The 24,462-nt window shown below is 42.8% G+C and carries 25 protein-coding genes; 21 read left to right on the forward strand and 4 right to left on the reverse strand.

The features are described 5' to 3' along the window. Positions 1-6: 6 nt before the first annotated feature. Positions 7-1,899 (reverse strand): squalene--hopene cyclase, encoded by a 1,893-nt coding sequence (gene shc / locus BLS15_RS22690; RefSeq protein ID WP_090513842.1) that lies wholly within the window; start codon positions 1,897-1,899, stop codon positions 7-9. 506 nt (positions 1,900-2,405) lie between these two features. Between shc and BLS15_RS22695 the strand changes: the two genes are divergently transcribed. From BLS15_RS22695 to BLS15_RS22715, 6 genes are all read left to right on the forward strand, one after another. Further along, on the forward strand, positions 2,406-2,735 hold the full coding sequence (locus BLS15_RS22695; RefSeq protein WP_028532458.1) for a DUF2834 domain-containing protein: 330 nt from the start codon (positions 2,406-2,408) through the stop codon (positions 2,733-2,735). A gap of 32 nt (positions 2,736-2,767) precedes the next feature. Then, entirely contained in the window at positions 2,768-3,709 is a 942-nt protein-coding gene (locus BLS15_RS22700) for an MBL fold metallo-hydrolase (protein ID WP_231515110.1), read from the forward strand. A gap of 241 nt (positions 3,710-3,950) precedes the next feature. Continuing rightward, on the forward strand, positions 3,951-4,388 hold the full coding sequence (locus BLS15_RS22705) for a MarR family winged helix-turn-helix transcriptional regulator (RefSeq protein ID WP_090513845.1): 438 nt from the start codon (positions 3,951-3,953) through the stop codon (positions 4,386-4,388). 51 nt (positions 4,389-4,439) lie between these two features. After that, complete coding sequence (locus BLS15_RS22710; protein WP_090513848.1) at positions 4,440-5,657, forward strand: serine hydrolase domain-containing protein; 1,218 nt, start codon at positions 4,440-4,442, stop codon at positions 5,655-5,657. A gap of 390 nt (positions 5,658-6,047) precedes the next feature. Next, positions 6,048-6,203 carry a hypothetical protein gene (locus tag BLS15_RS29135; RefSeq protein WP_155987265.1) on the forward strand — a complete coding sequence of 52 codons (156 nt, stop codon included), beginning with the start codon at positions 6,048-6,050 and terminating at the stop codon, positions 6,201-6,203. 79 nt (positions 6,204-6,282) lie between these two features. Next, positions 6,283-7,785 carry a malate:quinone oxidoreductase gene (locus BLS15_RS22715; protein WP_021255257.1) on the forward strand — a complete coding sequence of 501 codons (1,503 nt, stop codon included), beginning with the start codon at positions 6,283-6,285 and terminating at the stop codon, positions 7,783-7,785. Positions 7,786-7,890: 105 nt separating this feature from the next. Here BLS15_RS22715 and BLS15_RS22720 read toward each other — a convergent pair whose 3' ends face one another. Beyond that, positions 7,891-8,640 (reverse strand): MerR family transcriptional regulator, encoded by a 750-nt coding sequence (locus BLS15_RS22720; RefSeq protein ID WP_302848155.1) that lies wholly within the window; start codon positions 8,638-8,640, stop codon positions 7,891-7,893. Between the two features lie 312 nt (positions 8,641-8,952). Here BLS15_RS22720 and BLS15_RS22725 point away from each other — a divergent pair, with 312 nt between their 5' ends. Next, positions 8,953-9,246, forward strand: coding sequence for an RNA polymerase alpha subunit C-terminal domain-containing protein (locus tag BLS15_RS22725; protein ID WP_028532453.1), 294 nt, complete (start codon positions 8,953-8,955; stop codon positions 9,244-9,246). A gap of 124 nt (positions 9,247-9,370) precedes the next feature. After that, positions 9,371-10,198: a CPBP family intramembrane glutamic endopeptidase gene (locus BLS15_RS22730; protein ID WP_028532452.1), complete on the forward strand. Its 828-nt coding sequence runs from the start codon at positions 9,371-9,373 to the stop codon at positions 10,196-10,198. A 186-nt stretch (positions 10,199-10,384) separates the two neighbouring features. Here BLS15_RS22730 and BLS15_RS22735 read toward each other — a convergent pair whose 3' ends face one another. Further along, positions 10,385-12,043 carry a S41 family peptidase gene (locus BLS15_RS22735; RefSeq protein ID WP_090513853.1) on the reverse strand — a complete coding sequence of 553 codons (1,659 nt, stop codon included), beginning with the start codon at positions 12,041-12,043 and terminating at the stop codon, positions 10,385-10,387. 161 nt (positions 12,044-12,204) lie between these two features. Here BLS15_RS22735 and BLS15_RS22740 point away from each other — a divergent pair, with 161 nt between their 5' ends. From BLS15_RS22740 to BLS15_RS22755, 4 genes are all read left to right on the forward strand, one after another. Next, positions 12,205-12,609 (forward strand): YhfM domain-containing protein, encoded by a 405-nt coding sequence (locus tag BLS15_RS22740; protein ID WP_036667066.1) that lies wholly within the window; start codon positions 12,205-12,207, stop codon positions 12,607-12,609. A gap of 69 nt (positions 12,610-12,678) precedes the next feature. After that, positions 12,679-12,948 carry a hypothetical protein gene (locus BLS15_RS22745; protein WP_090513856.1) on the forward strand — a complete coding sequence of 90 codons (270 nt, stop codon included), beginning with the start codon at positions 12,679-12,681 and terminating at the stop codon, positions 12,946-12,948. A 211-nt stretch (positions 12,949-13,159) separates the two neighbouring features. After that, the gene (locus BLS15_RS22750; RefSeq protein WP_090513859.1) at positions 13,160-13,675 is read left to right on the forward strand and encodes a GNAT family N-acetyltransferase; all 516 of its coding nucleotides are present in this window, start codon (positions 13,160-13,162) and stop codon (positions 13,673-13,675) included. Between the two features lie 185 nt (positions 13,676-13,860). Then, positions 13,861-15,351: a leucine-rich repeat domain-containing protein gene (locus BLS15_RS22755; RefSeq protein WP_090513862.1), complete on the forward strand. Its 1,491-nt coding sequence runs from the start codon at positions 13,861-13,863 to the stop codon at positions 15,349-15,351. A 185-nt stretch (positions 15,352-15,536) separates the two neighbouring features. Here the strand turns inward: BLS15_RS22755 and rluF are convergent, their stop codons facing one another. Next, a complete protein-coding gene (rluF, locus tag BLS15_RS22760; protein WP_021252566.1) occupies positions 15,537-16,250 on the reverse strand; it encodes a 23S rRNA pseudouridine(2604) synthase RluF in 714 nt (237 codons plus the stop codon). Between the two features lie 335 nt (positions 16,251-16,585). Here rluF and BLS15_RS22765 point away from each other — a divergent pair, with 335 nt between their 5' ends. The 9 genes from BLS15_RS22765 to BLS15_RS22805 all read left to right on the forward strand — a co-directional run bounded on the left by BLS15_RS22765 (position 16,586) and on the right by BLS15_RS22805 (position 24,100). Next, a complete protein-coding gene (locus tag BLS15_RS22765; RefSeq protein WP_321163052.1) occupies positions 16,586-17,401 on the forward strand; it encodes an MBL fold metallo-hydrolase in 816 nt (271 codons plus the stop codon). Between the two features lie 284 nt (positions 17,402-17,685). Next, complete coding sequence (locus BLS15_RS22770; protein WP_021252564.1) at positions 17,686-18,162, forward strand: hypothetical protein; 477 nt, start codon at positions 17,686-17,688, stop codon at positions 18,160-18,162. Positions 18,163-18,400: 238 nt separating this feature from the next. Then, positions 18,401-18,778, forward strand: coding sequence for an SH3 domain-containing protein (locus BLS15_RS22775; protein ID WP_021252563.1), 378 nt, complete (start codon positions 18,401-18,403; stop codon positions 18,776-18,778). 15 nt (positions 18,779-18,793) lie between these two features. After that, entirely contained in the window at positions 18,794-19,189 is a 396-nt protein-coding gene (locus tag BLS15_RS22780; protein ID WP_021252562.1) for a DUF6508 domain-containing protein, read from the forward strand. A 213-nt stretch (positions 19,190-19,402) separates the two neighbouring features. Beyond that, the gene (locus BLS15_RS22785) at positions 19,403-20,533 is read left to right on the forward strand and encodes an amidohydrolase/deacetylase family metallohydrolase (RefSeq protein WP_090513865.1); all 1,131 of its coding nucleotides are present in this window, start codon (positions 19,403-19,405) and stop codon (positions 20,531-20,533) included. Next, positions 20,487-21,599 (forward strand): DgaE family pyridoxal phosphate-dependent ammonia lyase, encoded by a 1,113-nt coding sequence (locus BLS15_RS22790; RefSeq protein ID WP_021252560.1) that lies wholly within the window; start codon positions 20,487-20,489, stop codon positions 21,597-21,599. The genes BLS15_RS22785 and BLS15_RS22790 overlap by 47 nt, the downstream gene beginning before the upstream one ends. After that, positions 21,592-22,347, forward strand: coding sequence for a 2-dehydro-3-deoxy-phosphogluconate aldolase (locus BLS15_RS22795; RefSeq protein WP_090513869.1), 756 nt, complete (start codon positions 21,592-21,594; stop codon positions 22,345-22,347). The genes BLS15_RS22790 and BLS15_RS22795 overlap by 8 nt, the downstream gene beginning before the upstream one ends. Next, complete coding sequence (locus BLS15_RS22800) at positions 22,340-23,377, forward strand: sugar kinase (protein WP_021252558.1); 1,038 nt, start codon at positions 22,340-22,342, stop codon at positions 23,375-23,377. Before BLS15_RS22795 ends, BLS15_RS22800 begins: the two co-directional genes overlap by 8 nt. A gap of 9 nt (positions 23,378-23,386) precedes the next feature. Next, the gene (locus BLS15_RS22805) at positions 23,387-24,100 is read left to right on the forward strand and encodes a GntR family transcriptional regulator (protein WP_028532443.1); all 714 of its coding nucleotides are present in this window, start codon (positions 23,387-23,389) and stop codon (positions 24,098-24,100) included. Positions 24,101-24,462 lie beyond the last annotated feature (362 nt).

The following is a 24,462-nucleotide window of genomic DNA, read 5'->3' on the forward strand; positions in this document are numbered from 1 at the left end:
TTAGATCTATGGATTTCCATATCGCTTCTTATAGTGGCTCAGCGTCAGAAGCGGCCAGATATAGCGATAACTGTGATAATGAGAATAGAAGTAACCGGGGAGGCCGGCACCTGTGGGATAAGTGCTCTTCCAGTCGTCTTCATGAAGTAATGCGATAAGTCTCTGGATTCCTTGATCGACCTCAGGTGTTGGCTGTGCCTGAACAGCGATTAAGGCGTCTAACGCCCATGCGGTTTGAGAAGGAGTGCTTTCCCCTAAGGGCACATAGTGCCGCAGCCGATCGCTTTGACAGGATTCGCCCCATCCGCCGTCCGGGTTTTGGATGTCCATAAGCCAACGGGCTCCTTGTTGTAAGGGTTCATGGTTAGCTGGAAGGCCGACCGCTGCCAATCCCGTCAGTGCCGCCCAGGTACCGTAGATATAACAAACGCCCCATCTTCCGTACCAAGATCCATCCTTCTCCTGGTGGCGGACTAGCCAATTTGTTCCCCGTTTGATGAATTCGTGTCGGATATCGAGTCTGGCAAAGTTCCCGAGGTACTCTAAGGTGCGCCCTGTAAGATCAGCCTCCGAGGGATCAATGGCCGCAGATTTGGCGCCGTTTAAAGCGAGCCAGGTAAGTATTTCGTTGTTTGTATTTTTCTCAAATGAGGGCCAGCCTCCGTCATTATTTTGCATGGATATAACCCAATTCAGTCCGCGATTCCAAGAATCCAGGTAAGTAGAATTGGTATTAGATAACCTCCTGATCGCCCGTAGAGCTGCGGTTGTATCATCCACATCCGGATTGATCGTATTGGTCTCCGAGAATCCCCAGCCCCCGGGAATGGTGTCCGGGTTATGAATGCTCCAATCGGCAGTCTTATCCTGCTGTTTGGACAGCAGATGCGCGGCGGCACGCCGGATCGCTAGATGGTCAGCGGCGATTCCAGCTTCCTGCAATGTGTAGGCAAGCAGTGCGGTATCCCATACGGTTGAGGGGGAGTTCTGCATTGTAGTTGTCCCGTTATAACGAAATTGCATGTCGGTAAGTCCCTGAATGCCACGGGTGATAATCGGATGCTGCTGATCATACCCGAGGGCCAGCAGGGCGAGAATCATGAGAATTGTACTGTTTGCATAGCTGTAGAGGGTGCCATCGGCTTCAATTCTTTCTAACATGAACTGCTCGGCCTTGGTTGTAGCTGCTTCGTGGATATAACGGGGGGTGCCGATAAGCAGTTTTAGCCCTTCCTTTATGCTGTTTTGTATCTCCTGGAGATTGCGGGGGAGAGGATCTTCCTCGTCCATCGTTCGAACATAAAAATCAGATAGATCTGGTGTATGAGCGGAGGTCATCGAGAACTGCTTGTCGCCCATAATGAGCATTGGGATAAGATGAACCCTTGAGTATCCTGAAAAATCATAAATATTAATCGGGAAATAAGTTGGGAAGAGGAGAATCTCGAGCGGAATGGACGAGATGGATGCAGGCCATTTTCTCTGACCAGTGGCGGCGAGAATTGCTATGGTCATGATGTTGGACACTTTTCCGAGACCGCCTTTGGATAAAATGTATCGCTTGGCTCGCCGAATAGGTTCGTCTGCCGTCTGGCTGTACCCGGAATAGAGCAGAGCGTAATAGGCTTCAACCGAAGCGGACAAGTTTCCTTCTTCTTCATCGGCAAACAGTCTCCAACAGCCATCTGTTTGCTGCGCGGCAAGAATCCGGTCATGCAGCTGTCTAATCAACTCTTCATTCGGAACGTTCAGCACTCGAAAGAGAATAAGCACATAAGCATCAACTGACGTCCCGTTTTCAAAGCAAAAACGCCAGGATCCATCCTGTCGCTGCTGTTCGATAATTGTTTTCGTCAGCCGTTCTATTTCATTATCCACTGCACGTAGCACATCACTCATTTGCATGGTACCCCCCGGGGTGGTTTTTTAGAATTATATGCAGGTGGTGTAGTCCATTGTAGGAAAAAGTTACACATATGGTCTATACGCGGAAAATGATACTGGCTGGGGTAATACAGAAACGAAGTTTGATCTGCCACGGCCTTTTATCACATGCGAAGATGTCATTTAAAGTTCAAGGCTTGTACTGCATTTCTTATTCGGATGTGGTTTAATATGGAATTGTGTATTACACTTATTCTCTTAGTTGGAATAACAAAGGGGTAACTAAACAATGTACTAGTTTTACTGTTTATCATATTTGGATGCGTTGTGATTTTAATAAAAATTTCGTTTGCTCTTTATTGCCTAATAAAGAAGTAGGAGGAAACCGATGGGAATCGATCTGGTATGACATGAACATGATCAACGGGAGAATTGGGTTCAAAGAACAAAAATACATCTGAAGTGCTGTGAAGCCATGGGCTTTTTCCAAAGATGATGTCATTATTTAGAGGGGGAATCGTATGAAAGTTCTATATGGGGTTTTATCGTTGCTAGGGATTGTGCTGCCGTACTCTCAGCTCATTCCCTGGATATACGAACATGGATTGCAGTTACCTTTGCTTATCGAAGAAGCAGCGAGGACGAGAATAGGCTCATTTGCTTGGTATGATGTCATTGTATCTGTGGTCGTATTATTAGTGTTCATTCGATACGAGGGAAAACGAATTGGGATAAAAATGAGTTTGTGTTGGGTTCCGATACTTGGCACATTAACTGTAGGAGTTTCTTTTGGGCTGCCTATGTTTTTATTGTTGCGAGAGCTGCATTTGGAAAAGACGACAGTTGAATAACCCTACGTATAAGATCTCTGAGAGTCGCTGGAATGATTGCTGATAGGGAAAAAGAAATTAGAAAGAAAATGAGTTTTCTCCGGAGAGATTATGAAAGCGGAGGAACGGATTTACGACCTGAAGAGGGGGATATCTCAATGAAATTAACGGTGCTGGTTGATAATAACACTTACATCGACCGCTACTTTGTTGGTGAGCCAGCTGTTTCTTATTTAATCGAAGATGAAGATAAGAGGATACTGTTCGACGTAGGATACTCAGATGCGTTCATTCGCAATTCAGAAAAAATGAGAATTGATTTGAGAAAACTTGATTACGTTGCGCTGTCACATGGACATAACGATCATACCTGGGGATTGGATCCGCTCATTCGGATGTTTTCTGAAGCGAAACTTGAACAATTAGAATTCAGACTTCCCGCCATTATTGCTCATCCCGATGTATTCTACAGCAAACTCTTGAATGGTGAAGAAATAGGGAGTTTGCTAACTGCTGAGAAAATCACTAGGCATTTTAAATTGGAATACACCAAAAAGCCGGTGTGGCTGACGGAGAAGTTGGTCTTCCTAGGTGAAATTGAAAGGATTATGCCTTTTGAAGCGGATAATGCTATTGGACAAATTGCAAGAGATGGTGAAATCTCAGAGGACTACCTGCTGGATGATTCTGCACTGGTTTATAAAGCTGAAAACGGACTCGTCATCATTGTTGCATGTTCACACTCAGGAATCTGCAATACCATTGAGTATGCCAAAAAAGTTTGTGGAGATGATAGGATTCTCGATATAATCGGAGGATTTCATCTGCTGAACCCCGGAGAATATCAGATGAACAAAACCGTGGAATATTTTCAGACTGTCAAACCGAAACATTTACATGCTTGTCATTGTACAGATTTGAAATCGAAAATTGCATTATCAGATGTGGCGAATGTATTGGAGGTTGGAGTGGGTTTAACTCTTGAATTTAGATGAGACTCATTTAAGCTAATTTCCGTGTTATCCGGCTCTTCTTGCAGTTGATAGTTGGACCTTATTCCAAGTAGACTGGCAGAATATCTTCCGCGATTGTAGAAGGTTGCGCAGTAAGGGCAGGTTAAATTCAAAAATACCTCAACCTTAATACCACACTATTATCCATCATCGAATAATTTGACTTATCGCAGCTGCCCCTCTAGTATATTAGGTATCTAACATATTTCAGAGGGTGAGCTGCGTGAACATCTATGAACAAGTAAAACAAATTAATGAAGCTGATTATGCCATTAACCGCTTGATTTTTAAACACTATGAACCATATTTAGCTAGCTCTATCACCACTCAGCAAGCCGTGTTGCTGGATATTGTATACGCAGCCAACAAAATAACGGTAGGTGAGATTGCTATAGAAATGAACATTAGTTCTAGTGCAGTAAGCCAGCTTATTGCGAAGATGGAGAAAAACCAGTTTATTCATCGTGCTATCAATCCTGATAATCGTCGCGAAGTTTTTATTACGCTAGGAACTAAAGGTATGGAGTACTTTGAGAAGCAAGAATATGTCGAGCGCTCTGTGGCCGATCGTTTATTTTCTAAACTGACTGTTGCCGAACGTAACGAGTTAGAAAGAATTACGAAAAAATTGAAAGAAATTGCAGCTGAAGAGTTCATTTGAGTTCTTCTCATCCAATATGTTAGATAACTAATATATTTAGGAGGCTTAATTATGTTTAACTCTATTTATTCTACGCTTGAAAAAATCCAATTCAATGGTGCAGTTTATGTAGAAACGAGCAATAACGAAATTGTAGATGTGACAATAGGTTTTGCAGATATGAAGAATTCAGTTCCGATTACGGGGGAAACACTATTTAACATTGCTTCTTTAAGCAAAATGTACACTGCTGTAATGGTTCTTCAATTAATAGAGCAGAAGGTGATTCATTTTCAAGACAACCTAACAAAGTGGTTTGACACTAGTACCTTCAATGATGTAACGATTGAAGATTTGTTGATGCATACATCCGGTATCCCAGAATATATCGATAATTCTTCAGTTGAGAAAATTGAAGATATTTTACATAACAAGGAGCCTTATTTCCTACCAGGTAGCGGTTGGTTTTATACAAATACAAATTATGTTTTGCTAGCTAAAATTATCGAACAGGCAAGTCAACTTTCTTATGAGGATTATTTACAAAGAATGATCGCCCAACCTCTTCAACTTCAAAACACGACAACGAAGCCAAAATTGAAACTAACTGCTGTCGGTAAGCTATTTGATTTTATAAATAAGAAATATATCCATGTAACAGACGATCCGATTTTTAAAGATATCGATAAGAAACACGATTTTTATGGTGACGGAGGCATTTATGCAACAGCTCAAGATATAGCCCGATTTGTAAAAGGGTTTCTTCAAGGTAAATTAGTATCGCTTGAAATGGTGAATCGCGCCCTTACTCCTTCACCGTTACATAACTCATATGGTTGTGGGTTTATCATTCAAGACGGTTCTATTGGTCACTCCGGTGGTTGGCCTGGCTATTCCTCGCATTGCTTATGTTCTGTGACAAGCGGAGAGGTGACGGTTCTCTTAACAAATGAAGAGGTAAGCCCTTTTTACGAGCGGCAAATATTAGAGTTCTTAAACCAAACCAATGATAGTAAAGAACCTGATGCTCCAAAGCATCCTAATATCATGAGATTCAATAGTGCTGATAATCTCGCAGGTACTTATCAACTCGCTGATGAATATGGTACATCCTTCATAATTAAAGAGGGGATAAACTCCTATGTTATATCTTTCGATGACCAACATGATACCCATTTATTTAAAGTTGAACCTAACCTGTATTGGATTCGAAACACGATGAGTTACATCCATATTTCTGAAGGAATCTTTATTGATGAGGGTGTAGAAATACCATTTCATAAACAATAGTCATCTATGAGTGTAACTTGATCATATGAAATAGGGACACACTGGAATACATCTCCAAGCCAAAGCAAGAGAAGTAATCTCAAACAAAAATCAATGACTATCCATACATTTATGTTTAAAATCAATACTAACAAATGGATTTTTTTATGTTATGATAATATTAATCCTCTAAAGGAGTCACGGCACCCCAGATATACAGCAAATGAGGAGATTCAATCGCTTTTGAATCTAGAGCTTAACAAAGGGGTCTCAATTGATATTCCTTTCCACTGAGAACATGGATCTTTGCTCTCAGGTTGAATTTTTTTGCTGTTAAGATTGCTGTTTACAAGTCGTTGGTGAGAAAAGCATATTGGGGATGATCGCTAATCCAAAATTGGTGGTACCACGATGTTATTGCGAAGAGCATTTTTCAAGTCCAAAAAAGCAGTACAGCGCAAACTAGGGGGCTCGCAGGGCGGTTATTCACTGGAATCGGAGCAAACCAAAGCAACATTCCTTGCAAGTAGTTGGGAGAAGGCCTTGGTTTTTATGCATCCCGATTGACTATCTGGATGAATGAGTCAAGCAGGCAGGTGCGCCTATATCTTTTCTACAAATACATTAGCATGTAAGGACGGTAAAAATGATCAACAGACAAACTAAAACAGACGTTATCTTAATTGGTGCCGGAATTATGAGCGCGACTTTGGGGACAATGCTGAAAGAATTAGCACCGGATTGGGAAATTACAGTTTTTGAAAAGCTCGCTAACGCAGGAGAAGAAAGCTCTAACGAATGGAATAATGCAGGAACAGGGCATGCTGCGCTGTGTGAGCTTAACTACACCGTCGAGAAGAAGGACGGATCCATAGATATTAGCAAGGCGATTAAGATTAATGAACAATTCCAGCTTTCAAAGCAATTCTGGGCTTATCTCGTAAGCAGCAAATTAATCCGTAATCCGCAGGATTTTATTATGCCCTTGCCTCATATGAGCTTAGTCCAAGGGGAAAGCAATGTCGCCTTTTTAAGAAAACGTTTTGAAGCGCTATCAAATAATCCGCTGTTTCAAGGTATGGAATTCTCCGATGATACGGCCAAACTATCGGAATGGATTCCGCTTATTATGAATGGGAGAACTACGAACGAGCCGATGGCAGCTACCAAAATTGACACCGGAACGGATGTTAACTTTGGCGCTTTAACGCGCATACTGCTTGACCATCTGAAGAGCAAAAACGTTGCGATTCAATACAAGCATAGTGTGGATGATCTGAAGCGGACGAAGGATGGCTTATGGGAGCTGAAGGTTCGGAATATGCAAAGCGGTACCGTCGAACGCCATTCGGCAAAGTTTGTCTTTATCGGCGGCGGGGGTGGCAGTCTTCATTTGCTGCAAAAATCAGGAATTCCTGAAGGCAAAGGCATCGGTGGCTTCCCGGTAAGTGGATTGTTTATGGTATGCAATAATCCGGAAATAGTAGAGCAGCATCATGCCAAGGTATACGGGAAGGCTCCTGTTGGCGCTCCGCCAATGTCTGTCCCGCATCTGGATACGAGATATATTGATAACAAGAAGACATTGCTGTTCGGACCGTTTGCTGGCTTCTCGCCAAAGTTCTTGAAGACGGGCTCCATGTTCGATTTGATTACATCGGTGAAGCCGCATAATCTCTTTACGATGCTAGCAGCTGGAGCGAAGAACGTCCCATTGACAAGATACCTTATTCAACAAGTCATGTTATCCAAAGAAAAGCGCATGAAGGATTTACGGGACTTTGTCCCGGACGCAAAAAGTGCGGATTGGGATTTGGTGGTGGCAGGTCAGCGTGTGCAAGTTATTAAAGATACGACACACGGCGGCAAAGGCACACTTCAATTCGGTACAGAAGTAATTAGTGCTGCTGATGGATCGATTGCTGCTTTGCTTGGTGCATCTCCAGGTGCTTCAACAGCCGTTCATGTCATGCTGCAGGTCATTAAGCAATGTTTCCCACAGTATGTGAAGGAGTGGGAGCCAAAAATCAAGCAAATGATTCCTTCCTATGGTGTAGCGCTTGCGGAAAACCCGGAGCTATTTAAAGAAATACATGCGTTAACTGAACGTACGCTTGGTCTTAACAGTGAGCTTCAGCCCGTTGTGTAGACGATAAACATAATGAAGAGGCCTTAGTCCTGAGATTTACAGGATCAAGGCCTTTTTAGTAATCAAATATATCAGCTTATATGCCCATTTGTTCTGGGCGATGCGTTATGGGTTTGTTGTCTCGAAAGACGCTGCCGCAGCTGCGAGATAATAAGCCAACCCAGTCTGCTGACTCTCGAGCATGTTAAGATGAAAATCATCACTAAGAAAAAATCGAGTCTGTGCGGCAAAGTCTTTAGCAGACGTATTGTGCCCATGGTTATTCATAAACGCCAGATGGTATCGAATAAGACTGACTATTTCCTCATCGTTATGCTTGATTCCATCTCGTAAGGAATTAGCCATTTTGTTCATGAATGTCATGGCTTCAACTGCTTGTTCATTGATACTCTGAACTTCCTCTGGAGCAATCTCTAGAGAATCCATCCCATACGATGCCTTCAAATACTCATTTTGTTCAATCAGCGCTTTGTTCCACTCTTCTTCGCTTGCAAACCCGATAAACATTTCCTTGTTATCCATCATTTCACCATCCTTAATACACTCAATGGATTTACGTAATGTTTGAACAATGGTGTCCAACCTGTCTTTACGGTTGAGGAGCAGCTTCTCCTGCTGTGCAAGAATAGACAATCGATCAGAATGATGTTCCATCATGTCCTTGATTTGATCTAAGGAGAAATCTAATTCTCTGTAAAATAAAATCTCCTGCAGACGTTCAAGCTCTTTCGTTCCATATAGCCGATATCCAGCCTCGCTTCTCTTGCTAGGTAAGAGGAGACCAATTTTGTGATAATGATGAAGCGTTTTGACTGTAATATTGGACATCTCGGATACTTCTTTTACGGTGTACAAACGTTTTCTTCCTCCCTTCCTTATGTAGTGTAAGGCCTTCCCTAAGAGGAGAGTCAAGACATCCTTCATAACGTATTGACTCCTCACATAGCGTTAAATCCCCCTCAAATGTAAACAAATATCTTTTGTCATAACGTAATCGAATGTATAATCATGGGAGATATTATGAGAACCAGCACCCCGGCCTAAGGTTTGGGTAAGGGAGTTATGGGAAATAGTCATAGATGTCGACGGATTGGATCAACATTCAAATAATATGATGGGTATAATAGATACGTACTATTAACAGCAATAGGAGAGGTGACAGCCACTATGACCGCATCCAATAAAACGCTAAGAACTTGCAAACAGGGACATCAATACTATAAAAGCACGGATTGTCCGACTTGTCCGGTATGTGAGCAAGCGCGCAAGCCGCAGGAGGGGTTCCTGGCGGTTCTCTCAGCGCCAGCTAGACGTGCGTTGGAGCACCATGGAATAACCACGTTGGCAGAGCTAGCTAAGTATAGTGAAAAAGAGATTATGCAGTATCACGGAATGGGCCCAGCATCATTGCCTAAGCTTAGAAATGCTTTGCAAGAAGCAGGACTGTCGTTCAAACCTTGAAACAAATGAGCATAAAAAGCAATAGGAAACGCAACATGAAATGCGAATACGCAAGCTAAAGCAACAATTAAAAGATAGGAAAAAAGAACCGACAGACTTTTAGGTAGAAAGCGGGAGAATGTGGATGTCACTGTGGGCTCAGATTTTACTATACGGAGTAGTAGGAGCACTGGTGTACTGCGGTTTGTATGTTTGGACACCAAAGCTTGTAAACAGGGGCGTCTCTCTTTTGTTCTCGTTTTGGTTCTTTTTATGGTCACCAGTTCTCCTGTTGATACCCTTGAGTATACTGCTGTATTGGATAGATGGCGGTGTTCTGTCTCTAGCATCCTTCGTAGAGCGATTCCGCTTAACGCCCATTGATAGTCAGGACTGGCTGTGGGTCATTGGAGCCGTTGTTTTTACTATTTTATTTGATCAGTTATTAGAACCGGTAGGTAAATATTTCGCACGCAAACGCCTTTTTGCTCCACCTCCATACCTTCCGGCGCCTTTCAATCCGCTTAAGAAATTTTCCATACCGCCTACTGAATTTTTTCATACACCGCTGCGTCGAAATGGGAAGCTACTTGCTTGGTTCATTCCGCTGCATTTGATTGCTATGTTCAGCGAAGAGCTAATGTGGAGAGGGTATATGCTTCCCTTGCAAATCGATCTATTCGGTTCATACGCTTGGGTCGTTAACGGATTGCTGTGGGCTTGGTTGATACATGCATGCTTAAAATGGCATTTTATCGGAATGCTTCCGGGCATGCTCATTGCACCATGGATTGCACAGTATACGGGTTCGACATGGGCTTCGTTCGCTGCACATGCAATTGGCAATGCGCCACTCTGGGTCTTGCTATGGATTGGCGTTATGCATACGCCGACTACGAAGGTGGATAATGGGGCTGCTAAAGGAGAAACTTCATCTGCACAGCAGTCCAGCAGCTCAGATGCTTCAGTGTAGCAATATTGAAGTGCCGCTCCCATCGCATTCACGTAGACAAGCGGTAGCGGAGCCATAGATTCATTGCTTACAGGAAACTGGAGTAGGGAGTGCGAACATGGTTAGTAATGAAGGAGCAACAGCTTCCACACATGGAAGACGGTTGCTCCTTCCTATGTCATCTAATTAGACCGGTCACATCTGAAGTTATTGCAGTGCTTGAATCGCATATTTCAACTCCACATCTATACCATCAACATACTTGGCCTTAAACGTTTCTCTTGTTAGCGGAATTTGAATATCTGGGGTAACGCCTCCTTTTCCGCTAAAGTCGCTGTCGACTTGAATCTCATGGTTGCGGTTCAATGATCTGCCATCTGGCAATTGTACGACATATCCCTCTGGCAGTTGAATGGTAATCGGAGCTGTGTATAGACCAAATGAGCCATTGGTAGGCGTAAATCCAATGATTTTGACATTGGGCATTCCTTTCAAGGCTAATGGAATTCCTTCTCCAGAGCTGACCGTTTGACTGTTGATTAAGATGGCAATTTTCCCGTTGAACGATGGTTCTGTTGGTGTGAGCGTTCTAGTTTCATTATGATTCAACTCGAATTTGTGGGTATACCTGTTATAATAGCTCGTAATTTCGTAAAAGCGTTCCTCCTGTACAAAATGCCGGGCTATATCCGCTACTAATTGGTCTTCACCGCCTCTATTATCTCGAACATCAATGATCAATCCTTTCATTTGATGATCCAGATATGCCTGCAACTTGGTAATCAATATTTCTTCCGGACTTGTAGCGAAGAGCTCCTTCTGAAAAGAATTAATCTTCAAATAGCCGTACCCGCTGCTTAATAATTGACCTTCAATGATGTCCTGTCCAGCATTCTCCCTTTGTAAAGTTAAAAAGTTGTCGTCGTATGCCTGAAATGTAACTTTTTGGGTTTTTGTTTCGTTTAGATTGATAAAGGCGACTTGCACCTCTCTGCCAATTGGGGCTCGTGTCATAAGCAGACCTTGATGATGCATCTTCGCTTGTTCTGTGGCTAAAGAGGTAACAATGAAGCCTGAGTTATTATAAGCTTCTTTCGCATCACGGCCATCCCAAGTCACAATCTCTGCACCGACTTTGATTCCTATCTGTTCAGCAGGACTATCGTTAATGACCTTGTTCACGAGTATCGTACCATCATCCAGCCGGATCGCGGTTATGCCGAATCCGCCTCCAATTTCAGCCTTAAGCTCTGCCTTATTTTCTTTAAGTCCGACATGACCATCGGGAATGGAACTGACATATTCCTTCAAGGTCTGGTAGTAGAGAGCTCTATCCTGATTTTGATCGGCTTTTTGGAATATTGGCTCGAACTTACTTCTGAGTGCTTCCCAATTGATTTTTTTCCAATCACCGAACGGGTATTCCATAGACAGTCTCTCATTCATTTTTACAAATGCTTGGGAGTAGCTCAGGCTGCTTAAGTCGCTTACCGGATTGTACCTCAATTGCCCTGCGAACATCAGTGCAGCTACAAGCGGGATCACCCCGACGATACAAACTATAATCCGCCATATTCGATACTTAGGAACAAGGATGTGTCGAGAAGGCTTGAATACCTTTTTGATGGTGCAGATGAATACAAGGAATGTCCAAGAATAGATGAGTAAGGATAGATCTGAAGTATTCCCATCTAGAATGCTTATCACTGCTCCAAGAATGGCGATACTAGGCACAAAGTCTAACCACCTGTAATATTTCTGAATCGGTACAGCATACCAGATCAGAACAAACAAATTCAAAGCGCTAAGGATTAAGTCCCAGACCGTAAACCACTTAATGGAATCAATCGTGCCGTAAAAGCTCATGAAAGAGCACCTCTCCCCATAAAATCAGTTTCTATATAATGCCATTCAGAAGCTGCTTGAACGATACATAAATTGTTCCTAAATTTTCGCACGCTCGTGAATACTGCTCTACAGTGTGTCTGGTCTAAACAGCAATCTTATTTTGAAATGAGCTGATACTTATGCATAAAGGAATCTTTACATTACTGCTTTTATTAATGTTGTTAGGCATTACCGGTTGTGGAAGTAAATCCATAGTTTCTATAGAGCTAGAGTGTCAAGGGTTGGAACGAGTGGAGAAGTGCAGCAATTATAGCAGTAGTAATGAGCAGATCATGAAGAAGTTCGAAAGGGCAACCGATACAGCGACGAAATTGCCAGGAGCATTAGATTACGCAGCAGAATATCGCATGACCATTACTTATTCTGACGATACGATTGCTAAGTACGATTTATCATTAGGTGCAGAGAGAGGAAAGAAAGGCTTACTAGTCGACCTGAATCATTCTGAAGTAGGATACGAAATAGGAAAAACCTATGCCAATCAACTGCGGGAAGTTATCAACAAATCGGGGAAGAGCGAGTAGAAGGAATACGACTGCTTGAACGTACCCATGTAGAATTTCGAATCTGATAAAAATAAAGGGGTGAATACGATGCCCAACTCATCTATGCTCTCATTTATCGTTCTTTTTATAGTGCTGCTTAAATCGGTACTCAGCAGATTGATTATAGGGCCAGAAAAAACGGAGATTCGTGAAGAAGGAAAGAAATTACAATGGTGGGGCTTGATCCTTATAGCAATTATCGGTTTAGGTGGAATCACCCTTTATTATGATTACATCTATTCCAATACCATCGTACTGAAGATGTTTTGGATATCATTTTTGACGATTTCAGGAGCGTTCAATTTTTTCATCGAATGAAGTATTCCAGCAATCGAAAACAGTGTATCGTAACCGCGATCATTATCCCACTAGCAGCATTACTGGTTGCCGTTGTTATTTATGAACCTTGATTTCGTACAGATTTTATTCATTGGAAAAGGGATTAATTGGAACATTGTCGAAGATTGAGAGAGGCAGATATACAACGAAGTACCGTGTTAATTCATTTATAAGAGAGGAATGAAGGAAGTTGAACATAGAGATCACACGGATTGGAAGAGATCAGAAAGAAACTTTTTTAAACCTATATAATTTGTATTTATATGATTTGTCTGAATTTACGTTGGAAGATCCTACAAATAGCGGCGTGTTCGACCCAACAAACACCTACATATATCTTGAGAAAGACGAACTGCATCCCTATTTTATTGTGAACGATAGCAAAATCATCGGCTTCATTTTGGTTTGTGCTTCACCGTTTGTACCCGAAGATGTTGATTATACCGTTCAAGAGTTGTTTATATTGAAGAAATATCGGGGTACGAACATTGCATCGATCACAGTAGAGAAGGTGCTTGGGCAGCTTTCTGGGAAGATTTCCATCTGTCAGTTAGCAGCAAATCAACGAGCGGTAGCCTTTTGGAAGAAGTATTATCGGGAACATCATATTGATTACGTTGAAACTCGAGAGTGTATCCCGATAGATGGACTTGAAGGATTGCAAGAAGTTATTTCCCAATCCTTTGAAATTCAGCGCACCTGTTAGTCCACAGCGTTGAGGGCGTGGATGTCCTATATGTCACCCTCACAATACCCAACATTCTCCTATTTATTTAGAAAACTTTAGGTGTTACACTAATTTGTCAATAGCGTAACGGATATTCATTATGTCTTTTCTTATCAAGAGTAGCTCAAGGTAACAAAATACAGTCATCAGAGGGAATGATCATCATGAAGAAACGTGCTCTAAGCTTACTTATTTTTATTTTTCTCCTAAGTTTGGCCCTTCCAGGACAAGCTTCGATGGAAGCGGTTAGCCAAGAACCGATTATTAAAGATGGAAATCTCGAAAAATCGATTCGTTCATGGATAGGTAAAAAAGACGATGAACCACTTACCAAAACGGATTTAGAATCTCTCACCGTTGTATCTTTGTCAGGTAAAGGAATTAAAGATCTGCAGGGATTGGAGTATGCCGTTAATATCACGGATCTCGATTTAGACATTAATGAAATTACTGATCTTGCACCGCTAAAGAAACTCTCAAAGATCCATACTCTCAGTCTCAAAGCAAATCAAATCTCATCGATTGAGGAATTGTCAGCTCTGAAGCAGTTGAAATATCTAGAAATAAGCTGGAATCGGGTCTCATCGCTAGATGTAGTGAAACAATTGCCTCGTCTAATTGAGTTGGGCGCCGCCCACAATCAAATTTCGAATGTTCCAGCACTCTCTAGTGCCGCAGAATTAGCGTATTTGAAAATGGACGACAATGCGATAGAAGACATAGCTCCTCTCGGCAACATGAAAAAGTTGACATATCTTAATGTATCTAACAATAAAATTAAGGATTTCTCGCCGCTACGAATGCTGTCCAAAAGTCTCACATATCTGGGGATTGATGGACACCGGGTGACTGATCTTAAGCTGCTAGAAGGATTCAAAAACCTCGAAGGTCTCTCTGCTAACAACAATAACATCGAGAGTCTTGCTCCTTTAGCAAAATTAACTAAATTGTCTACATTGGATCTATCCTCCAACAGGATTAAAGATATAGAACCATTAAACCATTTGAACAAGTTGGATTCCCTCTACTTGAATAACAACCGAGTGTGGAATTTGGAACCGTTAAGAAATTTGAAAGCCCTAAAAATCCTACATTTGAACAACAACCGGGTGTGGGATTTGGAGCCGATTCAAAATAATAGTTATGATTTTCATTGGGATACGGGGGCAGAACGATACGGACTGCAGTTGAACGATAACTACTTGGACTTAAGCCAAGGCACCCAAACCTATAAAATATTTAAAAAATTAAATGCGGATAACTATGGTATTAAGTCTCAGCGTAAGACTCAACGCTTGGTGATCGGCAGCAAGACAGCCTATGTGGGCGACAGTATCTACAATCTAACAGCAGCGCCATTCATTCAGACAGGCCGTACCTACGTACCTATCCGTTTCATTTCCGAGAAACTTGGTGCAAATGTAAATTGGAACCAGAATACGAAAGAGGTAACGATTCAAAAAGACAGCAAAACGATTCGTTGGGTTGTGGGGAATAAGCAAGTTAAGATAAACCAGCAAACTGTGATGTCCGACGCTCCTTTACTACTGAGAAATAACAGCACGTTTGTTCCAGTTCGCTTTGTGTCGGAGCAGCTTAATACTTCGGTTGAATATTTAGGCAGTAAAAAAATGGTCATCATATTCCCAGAATAAGACCGCATAACAGAACTCAATTTTGGACGCATCTAAGGACAACTGGATTGCGTCCTTTTTCTTTACTTGCTGTTACAGACAGTGCGGAGATTATGGCGGGGACATTTTTTGAAAAAATCGAGTTAATCGACAAACGTTAAGGAAGTCCATCCTTAAGTAGGATGGACTCTAATGTCCCTTAGTTTTTACCATTCTTTTGGCTCATAATTTAAGTCTCTAAATAATTGAGATAGCTCTTTCTTGGTTAAATCTCTCCATTGTCCAACAGGAAGGTTGGCTAAATGAATATTCATGATTCGGATTCTTTGCAATCGGCGAACACTATATCCTAATGCAGTGCACATGCGGCGAATTTGACGATTAAGCCCCTGTGTTAAAATGATTTTAAAATCAAATTTTGATAATTGAACTACTTTACAAGGCAGTGTTGTTGTACCTAATATTTTGACACCCTCTGACATCCTCTTCAAGAATTCAGGAGTAATTGGCTTGTCTACTGTAACGATATATTCCTTTTCGTGCTTATTTTCAGCACGCAGAATTTCGTTAACAATGTCGCCATCGTTTGTAAGTAGAATTAGGCCCTCTGAATCTTTATCCAGGCGTCCAATATGAAATATTCGTAATGGATGGTTGACGAAATCAACAATATTCCCCTTTACACCTTTTTCTGTTGTACTAGTGATGCCTACAGGTTTATTTAAGGCAATATAGACATTATGTTTTGCTTCTCGGTTTTGGATTGGATTGCCATCTACTCGAACGTCATCCCCTGCTTCAACTTGGCTTCCTATAGTTGCAAGTTTACCATTAATAGTAACTCTTCCATCGGTAATTAATTTATCGGCACCTCGTCTAGATGCTTTTCCAGATTCACTTATATATTTATTAATACGCATGCTGACACATCCTTAATGAGAGGATTATTTAATTAGATACTAACTATACTTTATTTTAAGGATGAATCACATACTATTATTCAGATATAACGGATAAAAATTTCTTCCAAAAGTATCCGTCTCTTTTCTGCAGGAGTTATTATTAAATTTAATTAAAATTTTATTTTCTTAAATAGTTAAAAGGTTAATTTACTTATATTCTAAATAGAGAAGGCTGTATTGTTGGAAGAATAACGATAAGAAGGAGTTTATCGAAACTCCTCGAACTTTTTTAATTTAAGAGAGAATAAATTAGGGGATTAAAGGCGCGAATAATAAGGGGAAAAGGAAGGTTCATGATGATTCAATTCCAAAAAGATAATATTACTGTTTTTCAAAGTGCACTATATATGACTACCACGGCAATCATTCAAACTAATGAAGCAATCATTATGACGGATCCGAATTGGTTGCCTACCGAAATTGAAGAAATTAAGTGCTATATAAATAAAATGAAAGGTGATAAGCAACTATATATTATTTACACACATAGCGATTTTGACCATATTATTGGGTCGGGGGCCTTTCAAGAAGCTAAGGTAATTGCATCTAAACAATTGGATAAAAATCCGAATAAAGAAGACAGCATTCAAAAGATTAAACAATTTGATCAAAAGTACTATTTACATAGAAGCTATTCACCCGTATATCCAACGGTAGATATTGTTGTTTCAGCGGATGGACATAAATTAGAATTAGATTCGATAGCTATGACATTTTATCAAGCACCTGGTCATACGAATGATGGTTTATTTACAGTGATCGAGCCATATGGTCTATTTTGTTCTGGAGATTACCTGTCAGATGTTGAGTTTCCGTTCATTTTTAGCAGTTATGAAGACTATGTAAATACTATCAATAAAGCAGAAAATATTTTGCTAAATCATCAAATAACGACTCACATACCTGGACATGGATCGACAACACAGTATCAGGAGGAAATTCAAAAAAGGATAAACAGTTCAAAATATTACTTAAAACAGCTTCTTCATGATAACGAAGAGTTAGAAAAATACTTAAGCAGGGAGTATCCATTTTTTGAAGGAATGAAAAGCATTCATGCTGACAATAAAGAGATGGTCAAGGTGCCTTCCCCTCCTTCAAGCAGCTAAATGTCTGCATGAACTGCTCCTTCGTAATCGATACGGTCGATCCAATTTGGTTAAATACAGCATGCGATTGGCGGATTGGAGCGTTTTGCTTGCCCCGCTAGATGAGGGGATTGGATGCAACAACGTCGTATATCTAGAGAGACATTTGTTAATACCAGTCTATGTGAACACCATTTAATAAACCAGCAAATTTGCCAGTCGAAATTTTCCCTTGAATCATCATTTTTGGCATTAGTTTTGATAAGAGAATTAGGAAACCAAAGAAAGAGAAATGAGGGATCGAAGTGTCGTATATCGTTGATTTTAAAAATGTGTCTACGGTTGGTTTAGAATCTTCACCTGTAGCAGAAACACTTGCTGGTTTACGTGCTAACGAAGCCCGTTACTTCATGAATAAATACAAACATGAATTTACGGTTGTACCAGCTAGCGAAAGTCAGGAGAACCTTGATTACGTGAACCGAATCTTGAAAGAGGAACGTGATATTGAGTTTGCGGCCAAACCTTTAGAAACGTCGCACTTTCAAGTGGAAAATATTCAAATCACCTACGTTTTTTATGAGGATGGCCTTGGACTCAATGTCATGTATACGGTGGATGACCCGAAGAAGCGAGCTGTTGGATTTAAGCTTTCTGAGGGGATGGAGGTACCAAAGGAGTTAGAGGGGAAGTTTAAGTTTGCCAGACAGAAATCAAAATTGGCGGGAACAATTCGGGGATCGTATTTTGTGATTAAAGGAGAATATGAATATACATTGTGACAATATGCAGGCCATCCACACTGGATGGCCTTAAAATTTGCCGTTAAAGAAGCGCGATGAACTGTATTACAAGTAAGGCGAGAATGATGTTTTGAGGGATGTGAAAGTTCAGCCTCAGCAGCTAGTACGCGGGGTAAGTAACGTTTCATAATATCGAACATTTGTTCTTTTCCGGGAAAGGCTATGATGGTACAATACTCGTATGTGAAGCAGTAATTACATGATGAGGTGTGTACAAATGAATGATTATATCGTGATCAAGAAGCATAGATCCAATTATCCCAATCCGCTGACGTTAATAAAGGGTCAATCCGTCATTATGGGTGAAAAATATGAAGGGCCTGAATATTGGGAGAACTGGATTTTCTGCACGACACAATCAGAGGGAAACCAAAAAATCAGCGGATGGGTTCCGATGCAGCTCCTTGACACTAAGGGGACGGAAGCAATTGTCATTGAGGATTATACCGCACGAGAATTGAATGTTGATGAAGGCGATCAGCTCGTGGGTCATAGGGAGCTGAATGGTTGGAGATGGTGCACTCATCGGATGAACTCCGAAGAAGGATGGGTACCAGCGGGAAATCTACAACTTGCAGACGAATATTTTTTGTAAAGGGTGGTTAGCGCATTGAGTGACATTCATATTCTAACAAGGACAGAAATAGAAAGACTCCTCGTTTTCATTGATTGTTTACAAGACGCCGATCATGAACATATTCGAATCGTGAACGGGTATCCTTGTGAAAGTGAAGTGGTTACCGCATTTCGAAAAGCGCTTGATGATAGCGGATTTTTGATTGTGTTTGATTGGAAAGCTTGGCTCGCGGAGCACGAAACCTATCAGGACATCAGGAATAATATCGATGAACAAATTAGGAACGCGGATATCGATACGCTTCGTAAACTTATGACCTGCTATATTCGTGGCGATCGATTCAATGAAGGAATGTTCGCAGCCGTTATTCAAAATGGGAATGTTTCGATAATTTTGCGTCGATTAAGAGAGTTATTTCCGGAGGAATAAAGAGCACTATTAGGTGTCTAGTCAACGAGTTATGGCGAAAAAACGATAACTCGTTTTTTATATCCATAAACATTATAACGTTATATTGACGTCGGTGACATGCGGTGCTACTATGAATTCAAACATTATAATGTTTGGCTTGGCCTTAATTCAACCATTATGAAATCAAGTTGTTAGATTGATAGATTGTTTACACGAAGCGAGGTGAGCAGCATGAGCGAACGGATCGTCGTAAGAGGCGTGAAGTGTGTGGACGGCACAGCAATAGACATCGTAGTCGAAGATGGAATTCTCTCCGCCATAACGGAAGCAGGCAAGGGTCAAGGTGGCCGGATATTGGATTACAGCGGAATGAATACATACGTATCAAGTGGCTGGATTGATATGCACGTCCATGCCTTCGAGGAATTTGATCCTTATGGCGACGCTATTGATAAGATAGGTGTCGAGCAGGGAGTTGCGACCATCATTGACGCCGGAAGCTTGGGGGCAGAGCGAATAGGGGAACTGAAGGAGAAGGCGGAACAATCTGTCACGAATGTACTGGCATTCCTCAATATCTCCAAAATTGGGCTGAAGCGTATCGATGAATTATCGGATATGTCTTGGGTCGATCAATCAGCGGTGAAGGAAGCGGTAGAACGATATAAAGACTTCATTGTTGGCCTCAAAGCTCGGATTAGTCGAAGTGTTGTGCTGGACAGCGGCATTGAACCGCTTCGCAAGGCACGGCAGTTTTCCGAAGACATGGGGCTCCCTGTTATGGTGCACATCGGGTCAGCACCTCCGGATATTGAAGAGATCGTTCCTTATTTGCAGCAGAAGGATATCATCACACATTATTTAAATGGTAAAGCAAACAACTTATTTGATGCGAAGGGAGAACCGCTTCATGTGCTGAAGGAGGCGGTAGCACGCGGTGTCCATCTTGATGTTGGACACGGAACGGCGAGCTTCTCCTTCAAGGTAGCGGAAGCGGCTAAGTGTCATCACATTCCCGTGGATACAATCAGCTCAGACATTTATCGCGGCAACCGGCAGAACGGTCCTGTATACAGCTTGGCGCATGTGCTGTCGAAGTTCTTGTACTTAGGGTATACGCTTGAAGAAGTGATCGGCGGCGTGACGACACGTGCTGCGGGATGGTTAGGCAAGCCGGAGCTTGGTCGCATTCAAGTAGGAGATCGCGCGAACTTGACGCTGTTCGAAGTACGCAATGAGCCAATTGAACTCATCGATTCAGAAGGCGATGTCCGTATCGGGCATCAACATATCGTAACCAAGGGAGTGTTTGCAAATGGCGAGTACGTTGCATGTAAAGTACGGACTGAAGCGCGTCATTAATGCCAGCGGACGCATGAGTATTCTCGGCGTATCGGCGGTGTCCGATACGGTAATGGAAGCGATGAAGATCGGCGGACAGAGCTATGTGGAAATTTCCGACCTTGTCAATAAAGCAGGCGATTACGTTGCAGCGCTCATCGATTCCGAAGCAGCCGTTATTGTCAACTCAGCATCAAGCGGGATTGCACTGTCTGTTGCGGCAATCGTGACGCAAGGCAACCGCCGCAAGAGTCTTCGCCTGCATCAAGATCCGATTGAGAAGAACGAGATCATTATTTTAAAAGGTCATAATGTCCAATACGGTGCACCTGTCGAGACGATGGTCTACTTAGGCGGCGGGAAACTCGTGGAGGTTGGGTATGCGAACGAAGGCAAGGCTGAGCATATCGAGGATGCCATTCATGAGCACACCGCGGCAATTCTCTATGTGAAATCCCACCATGCTGTGCAAAAAAACATGATATCCGTTGAGGAAGCTTGGGAAGTCGCGCAGCGTAATGGGGTACCGCTCATCGTCGATGCGGCTGCGGAAGAAGATTTGCACAAGTATGTGCAGGTATCTGACCTTGCGATCTATAGCGGCTCCAAAGCAATTGAAGGTCCAACGACAGGCATAGTAGCGGGCAAACGTCAAGCCATCGAATGGGTGAAGGTACAGCTTCACGGGATCGGGCGGAGCATGAAGGTAGGCAAAGAATCCGTGTTCGGACTGCTGCAGGCTTTGGACGAATATATGGTGAAGGAAGACAAGAGCGAACAGGAGAAGGCAGAGCTTGCCAAGCTTATGCCGCTGAATGAGCTCCAGGGTGTCACATGCACGATTGTACAGGATGAAGCGGGGCGTGCAATATACCGTGCTCGCATTCAGATCGATCCTGCTCTGGCCAGCACGACGGCGAAGGACGTTGTGAAGGGCTTGCAGGAAGGGGAAATCGCTATTTATACCCGTGACTACGGGGTTAGACAAGGATACTTCGATATCGATCCGCGTCCGCTTATGGGGGATGACATGGACGTCATTGAGTCACATATTCGCAAATTAGTGGGAGGGCCTACTCATGTCTAATATGGATAAACGTTTATACAAAGGACGCGCGGCGCTTAATGTGCTGGCAAACAGTGTGGAAAATGCAAAGGAAATTTTCGAGGCGGCAGAAGGTCATGTACTTGTTGGCGTCCTGTCCAAAAATTATCCGACGGTTGAGTCGGCTGTAGAAGCGATGAAGGAATACGGCGCTGCGATTGACGATGCAGTTTCAATTGGACTCGGGGCTGGCGACAATCGTCAAGCGGCAGTAGTGGCAGAGATTGCGAAGCATTATGGCGGCGGTCATATCAATCAAGTATTCCCTTCGGTTGGGGCAACACGCGCGAACTTGAATGGCAAGGATAGCTGGATTAACAGCTTGGTATCGCCGACTGGGCAGGTGGGATACGTTAACATTTCGACAGGTTCAGTAAGTGCGGATCAGGCAGACAAGGCCATTGTTCCTATTAAGAGTGCAATCGCGCTTGTACGTGATATGGGTGGGAATGCATTGAAATACTTCCCGATGAACGGGCTTGCCTGCGAAGAAGAGCTTCGGGCGGTTGCAAAGGCGTGCGGTGAAGAAGGGTTAGCACTAGAGCCGACGGGCGGCATTGATCTGGATAACTTCGAAGCGATCCTGCGCATTGCACTGGAAGCGAAGGTGCCCATTGTCATTCCACATGTGTACTCTTCAATCGTGGACAAAGCAACGGGCAACACGAAGGTAGAGGATATTCGCACTTTATACGCTGAGATGAAGAAATGGGTCGAGTATTATGCCTAATGTGCCTAAGCTGGGCATGAAGAAAATAGCGGCCTTCGGCGAAGTGATGATGCGACTGACGGTGCCTGGCGTGGAGCGATTAAGCCAAGCCAATCATCTGGATTACTCGTTTTCGGGTACAGGCGTCAACGTTAGCTCGCAGCTTGCTCGCTTCGGCCATGATGCCTATTTGATATCGCGGCTGCCAGACAATCCGCTTGGCGAAGCTGCGGAGGCATATCTGCGCAAGCTCGGGATAGGCACGGCATTCATTAGCCATGGCGGCAAATATATCGGCATGTACTTTTTAGAACAAGGATTCGGTCCCCGTCCTGGGCGCGTAACTTATACAGATCGGCTTGGAAGCAGCTTCAATACGGCGCCCGATGATGTGTATCCATACAGTGGGATTGCTGGCAGCATCGATGCGATTCACTTCTGCGGCATTGCACTCGCGATGAATGATGGTGTTCGCCAACATATGAAGGCATTAGCTGCCGCCGTTAAGGCTGCGGGAGGTACTGTCATCTTCGATTGCAACTATCGTCCTGCGCATTGGGGCGAAGAGGGCTATGTGAAGGCAAGGGCACATTATGAAGAGATGCTTAGGTTCGCGGACATTGTCATGATGAATGAGAAGGACGCGATGCTGACGCTCGGGATGGAGACTGAGAAGACGGAGCGGCGCGAACAGCTGGAGGAGTTGATTCCTCGAGTTGCGAAGCTGTATAATATTTCGGTCATAGCAGGTACTCACCGCGCTATTCACGAGAATCAGACGCATTCCTTGCAAGGCTTCATGTATAAGCAGGATTCCTTTACCTTCTCGGAACGATTAACGTTTGCGGTTCATGATCGGATCGGAGCGGGGGATGCCTATACATGCGGTATTTTGCACGGAGAATTCCAAGGCTTCGCTCCAGAGCAGACGGTAGAGTTCGCCGCTGCTTCCAGCATGCTTGCACACACATTTGAGGGTGATACACCAATGGCCACGGAGCGTGAGGTGCTGCGAGCGATGGTGGAGTCTGGGATAGATGTAGAAAGGTAGGCAGTAACATTGAGATTGTCACGCAACAAACGTCCCTTGTACGTACAGGTAAGAAATATTTTGCGAGAGCGCATTTTGCACGGTGTATATCCGCTAGGGACATACATCCCTTCGGAACCGCAGCTTGAAGAAGAGTTCCATGTTAGCAAAATTACAGTGCGCAATGCAATTATTGAGCTTGTGCAGGAAGGGTATGTGGAGAAAGGAAGCGGCAAGGGAACCAAGGTCATTCGCAATACTTCCGTCTCGAAGCTGTCCAAATGGAAGCGGTTCACGGAAATCCTAGTCGAAGAAGGCCACAAAATTCAGAAAAGAATCATTCGGGCCGAGGTCATACACAATGAAGCAGGAACGATTCCATTTCAGTTGTTCGGAGGACATTGCCTGTGCATTGAACGGGTATATGATTTGAACGGAACGCCATATATTCACTATACCCATTATGTAAGGCTGCAGGAGGAAGGGCTCGATCTATCTGAATTGAGCGAGCAGTCGCTGTATGAATGGCTCGAAGATCAACATATCGAGCTTGGAAAATATAAAGACGAGTTTGCTGTTGCGACTGCACCAGAGGCTGCGAGATCAATACTAGAAGTCAATCACGAAATGCCGCTATTAAAGCGTTCCCGCTATTCATATGACATTGACGGGGCGTTGATTGAATATAGCGAAGGATATTATCATACGGAACTTCACAGCTATGTTGTCAATTATGATGGTTAAATCCATACCTGTTCGAATCAGATGTACGTAAATTCATAAAAGACAGAAAGCCCGCTCTTCATGCAGATTTCAGTTCGATTGCATAGGGGAAGAGGGATTTCTGTCTTGTTTTGTTTGGGGGATTGTACAGCAGTGGGTGAATTGTGAAAAATGATTGACAGAAAACGGTGATCATTTACAAAAAATTAAAGAATTATGCTAATTTATAGTAAATGATATTGTTAATGGCCTCAATACTGTATATAATACGTTATGGAAATCATTAACTTTCTCTACAGAAGGTGCATCTTCTTCCTCCATAGGGTTACACATGTAGAGTTTTATATGAGGAGGTGTCCAGCATCACAAGCAATGCCTAATTC

Origin of the sequence: Paenibacillus sp. cl6col, assembly GCF_900102125.1 — a bacterium.
GTDB lineage: Bacteria > Bacillota > Bacilli > Paenibacillales > Paenibacillaceae > Paenibacillus_B > Paenibacillus_B suaedae.

Bases quoted from the DNA above. Each gene is read 5' to 3' on its own strand.
- shc (WP_090513842.1), bottom strand. From the start codon at position 1,899: ATGAGTGATGTGCTACGTGCAGTGGATAATGAAATAGAACGGCTGACG.
- BLS15_RS22695 (WP_028532458.1), top strand. From the start codon at position 2,406: ATGAAAGTTCTATATGGGGTTTTATCGTTGCTAGGGATTGTGCTGCCG.
- BLS15_RS22700 (WP_231515110.1), top strand. From the start codon at position 2,768: ATGATTGCTGATAGGGAAAAAGAAATTAGAAAGAAAATGAGTTTTCTC.
- BLS15_RS22710 (WP_090513848.1), top strand. From the start codon at position 4,440: ATGTTTAACTCTATTTATTCTACGCTTGAAAAAATCCAATTCAATGGT.
- BLS15_RS29135 (WP_155987265.1), top strand. From the start codon at position 6,048: ATGTTATTGCGAAGAGCATTTTTCAAGTCCAAAAAAGCAGTACAGCGC.
- BLS15_RS22715 (WP_021255257.1), top strand. From the start codon at position 6,283: ATGATCAACAGACAAACTAAAACAGACGTTATCTTAATTGGTGCCGGA.
- BLS15_RS22725 (WP_028532453.1), top strand. From the start codon at position 8,953: ATGACCGCATCCAATAAAACGCTAAGAACTTGCAAACAGGGACATCAA.
- BLS15_RS22730 (WP_028532452.1), top strand. From the start codon at position 9,371: ATGTCACTGTGGGCTCAGATTTTACTATACGGAGTAGTAGGAGCACTG.
- BLS15_RS22735 (WP_090513853.1), bottom strand. From the start codon at position 12,043: ATGAGCTTTTACGGCACGATTGATTCCATTAAGTGGTTTACGGTCTGG.
- BLS15_RS22740 (WP_036667066.1), top strand. From the start codon at position 12,205: ATGCATAAAGGAATCTTTACATTACTGCTTTTATTAATGTTGTTAGGC.
- BLS15_RS22745 (WP_090513856.1), top strand. From the start codon at position 12,679: ATGCCCAACTCATCTATGCTCTCATTTATCGTTCTTTTTATAGTGCTG.
- BLS15_RS22755 (WP_090513862.1), top strand. From the start codon at position 13,861: ATGAAGAAACGTGCTCTAAGCTTACTTATTTTTATTTTTCTCCTAAGT.
- rluF (WP_021252566.1), bottom strand. From the start codon at position 16,250: ATGCGTATTAATAAATATATAAGTGAATCTGGAAAAGCATCTAGACGA.
- BLS15_RS22765 (WP_321163052.1), top strand. From the start codon at position 16,586: ATGATGATTCAATTCCAAAAAGATAATATTACTGTTTTTCAAAGTGCA.
- BLS15_RS22775 (WP_021252563.1), top strand. From the start codon at position 18,401: ATGAATGATTATATCGTGATCAAGAAGCATAGATCCAATTATCCCAAT.
- BLS15_RS22785 (WP_090513865.1), top strand. From the start codon at position 19,403: ATGAGCGAACGGATCGTCGTAAGAGGCGTGAAGTGTGTGGACGGCACA.
- BLS15_RS22790 (WP_021252560.1), top strand. From the start codon at position 20,487: ATGGCGAGTACGTTGCATGTAAAGTACGGACTGAAGCGCGTCATTAAT.
- BLS15_RS22795 (WP_090513869.1), top strand. From the start codon at position 21,592: ATGTCTAATATGGATAAACGTTTATACAAAGGACGCGCGGCGCTTAAT.
- BLS15_RS22800 (WP_021252558.1), top strand. From the start codon at position 22,340: ATGCCTAATGTGCCTAAGCTGGGCATGAAGAAAATAGCGGCCTTCGGC.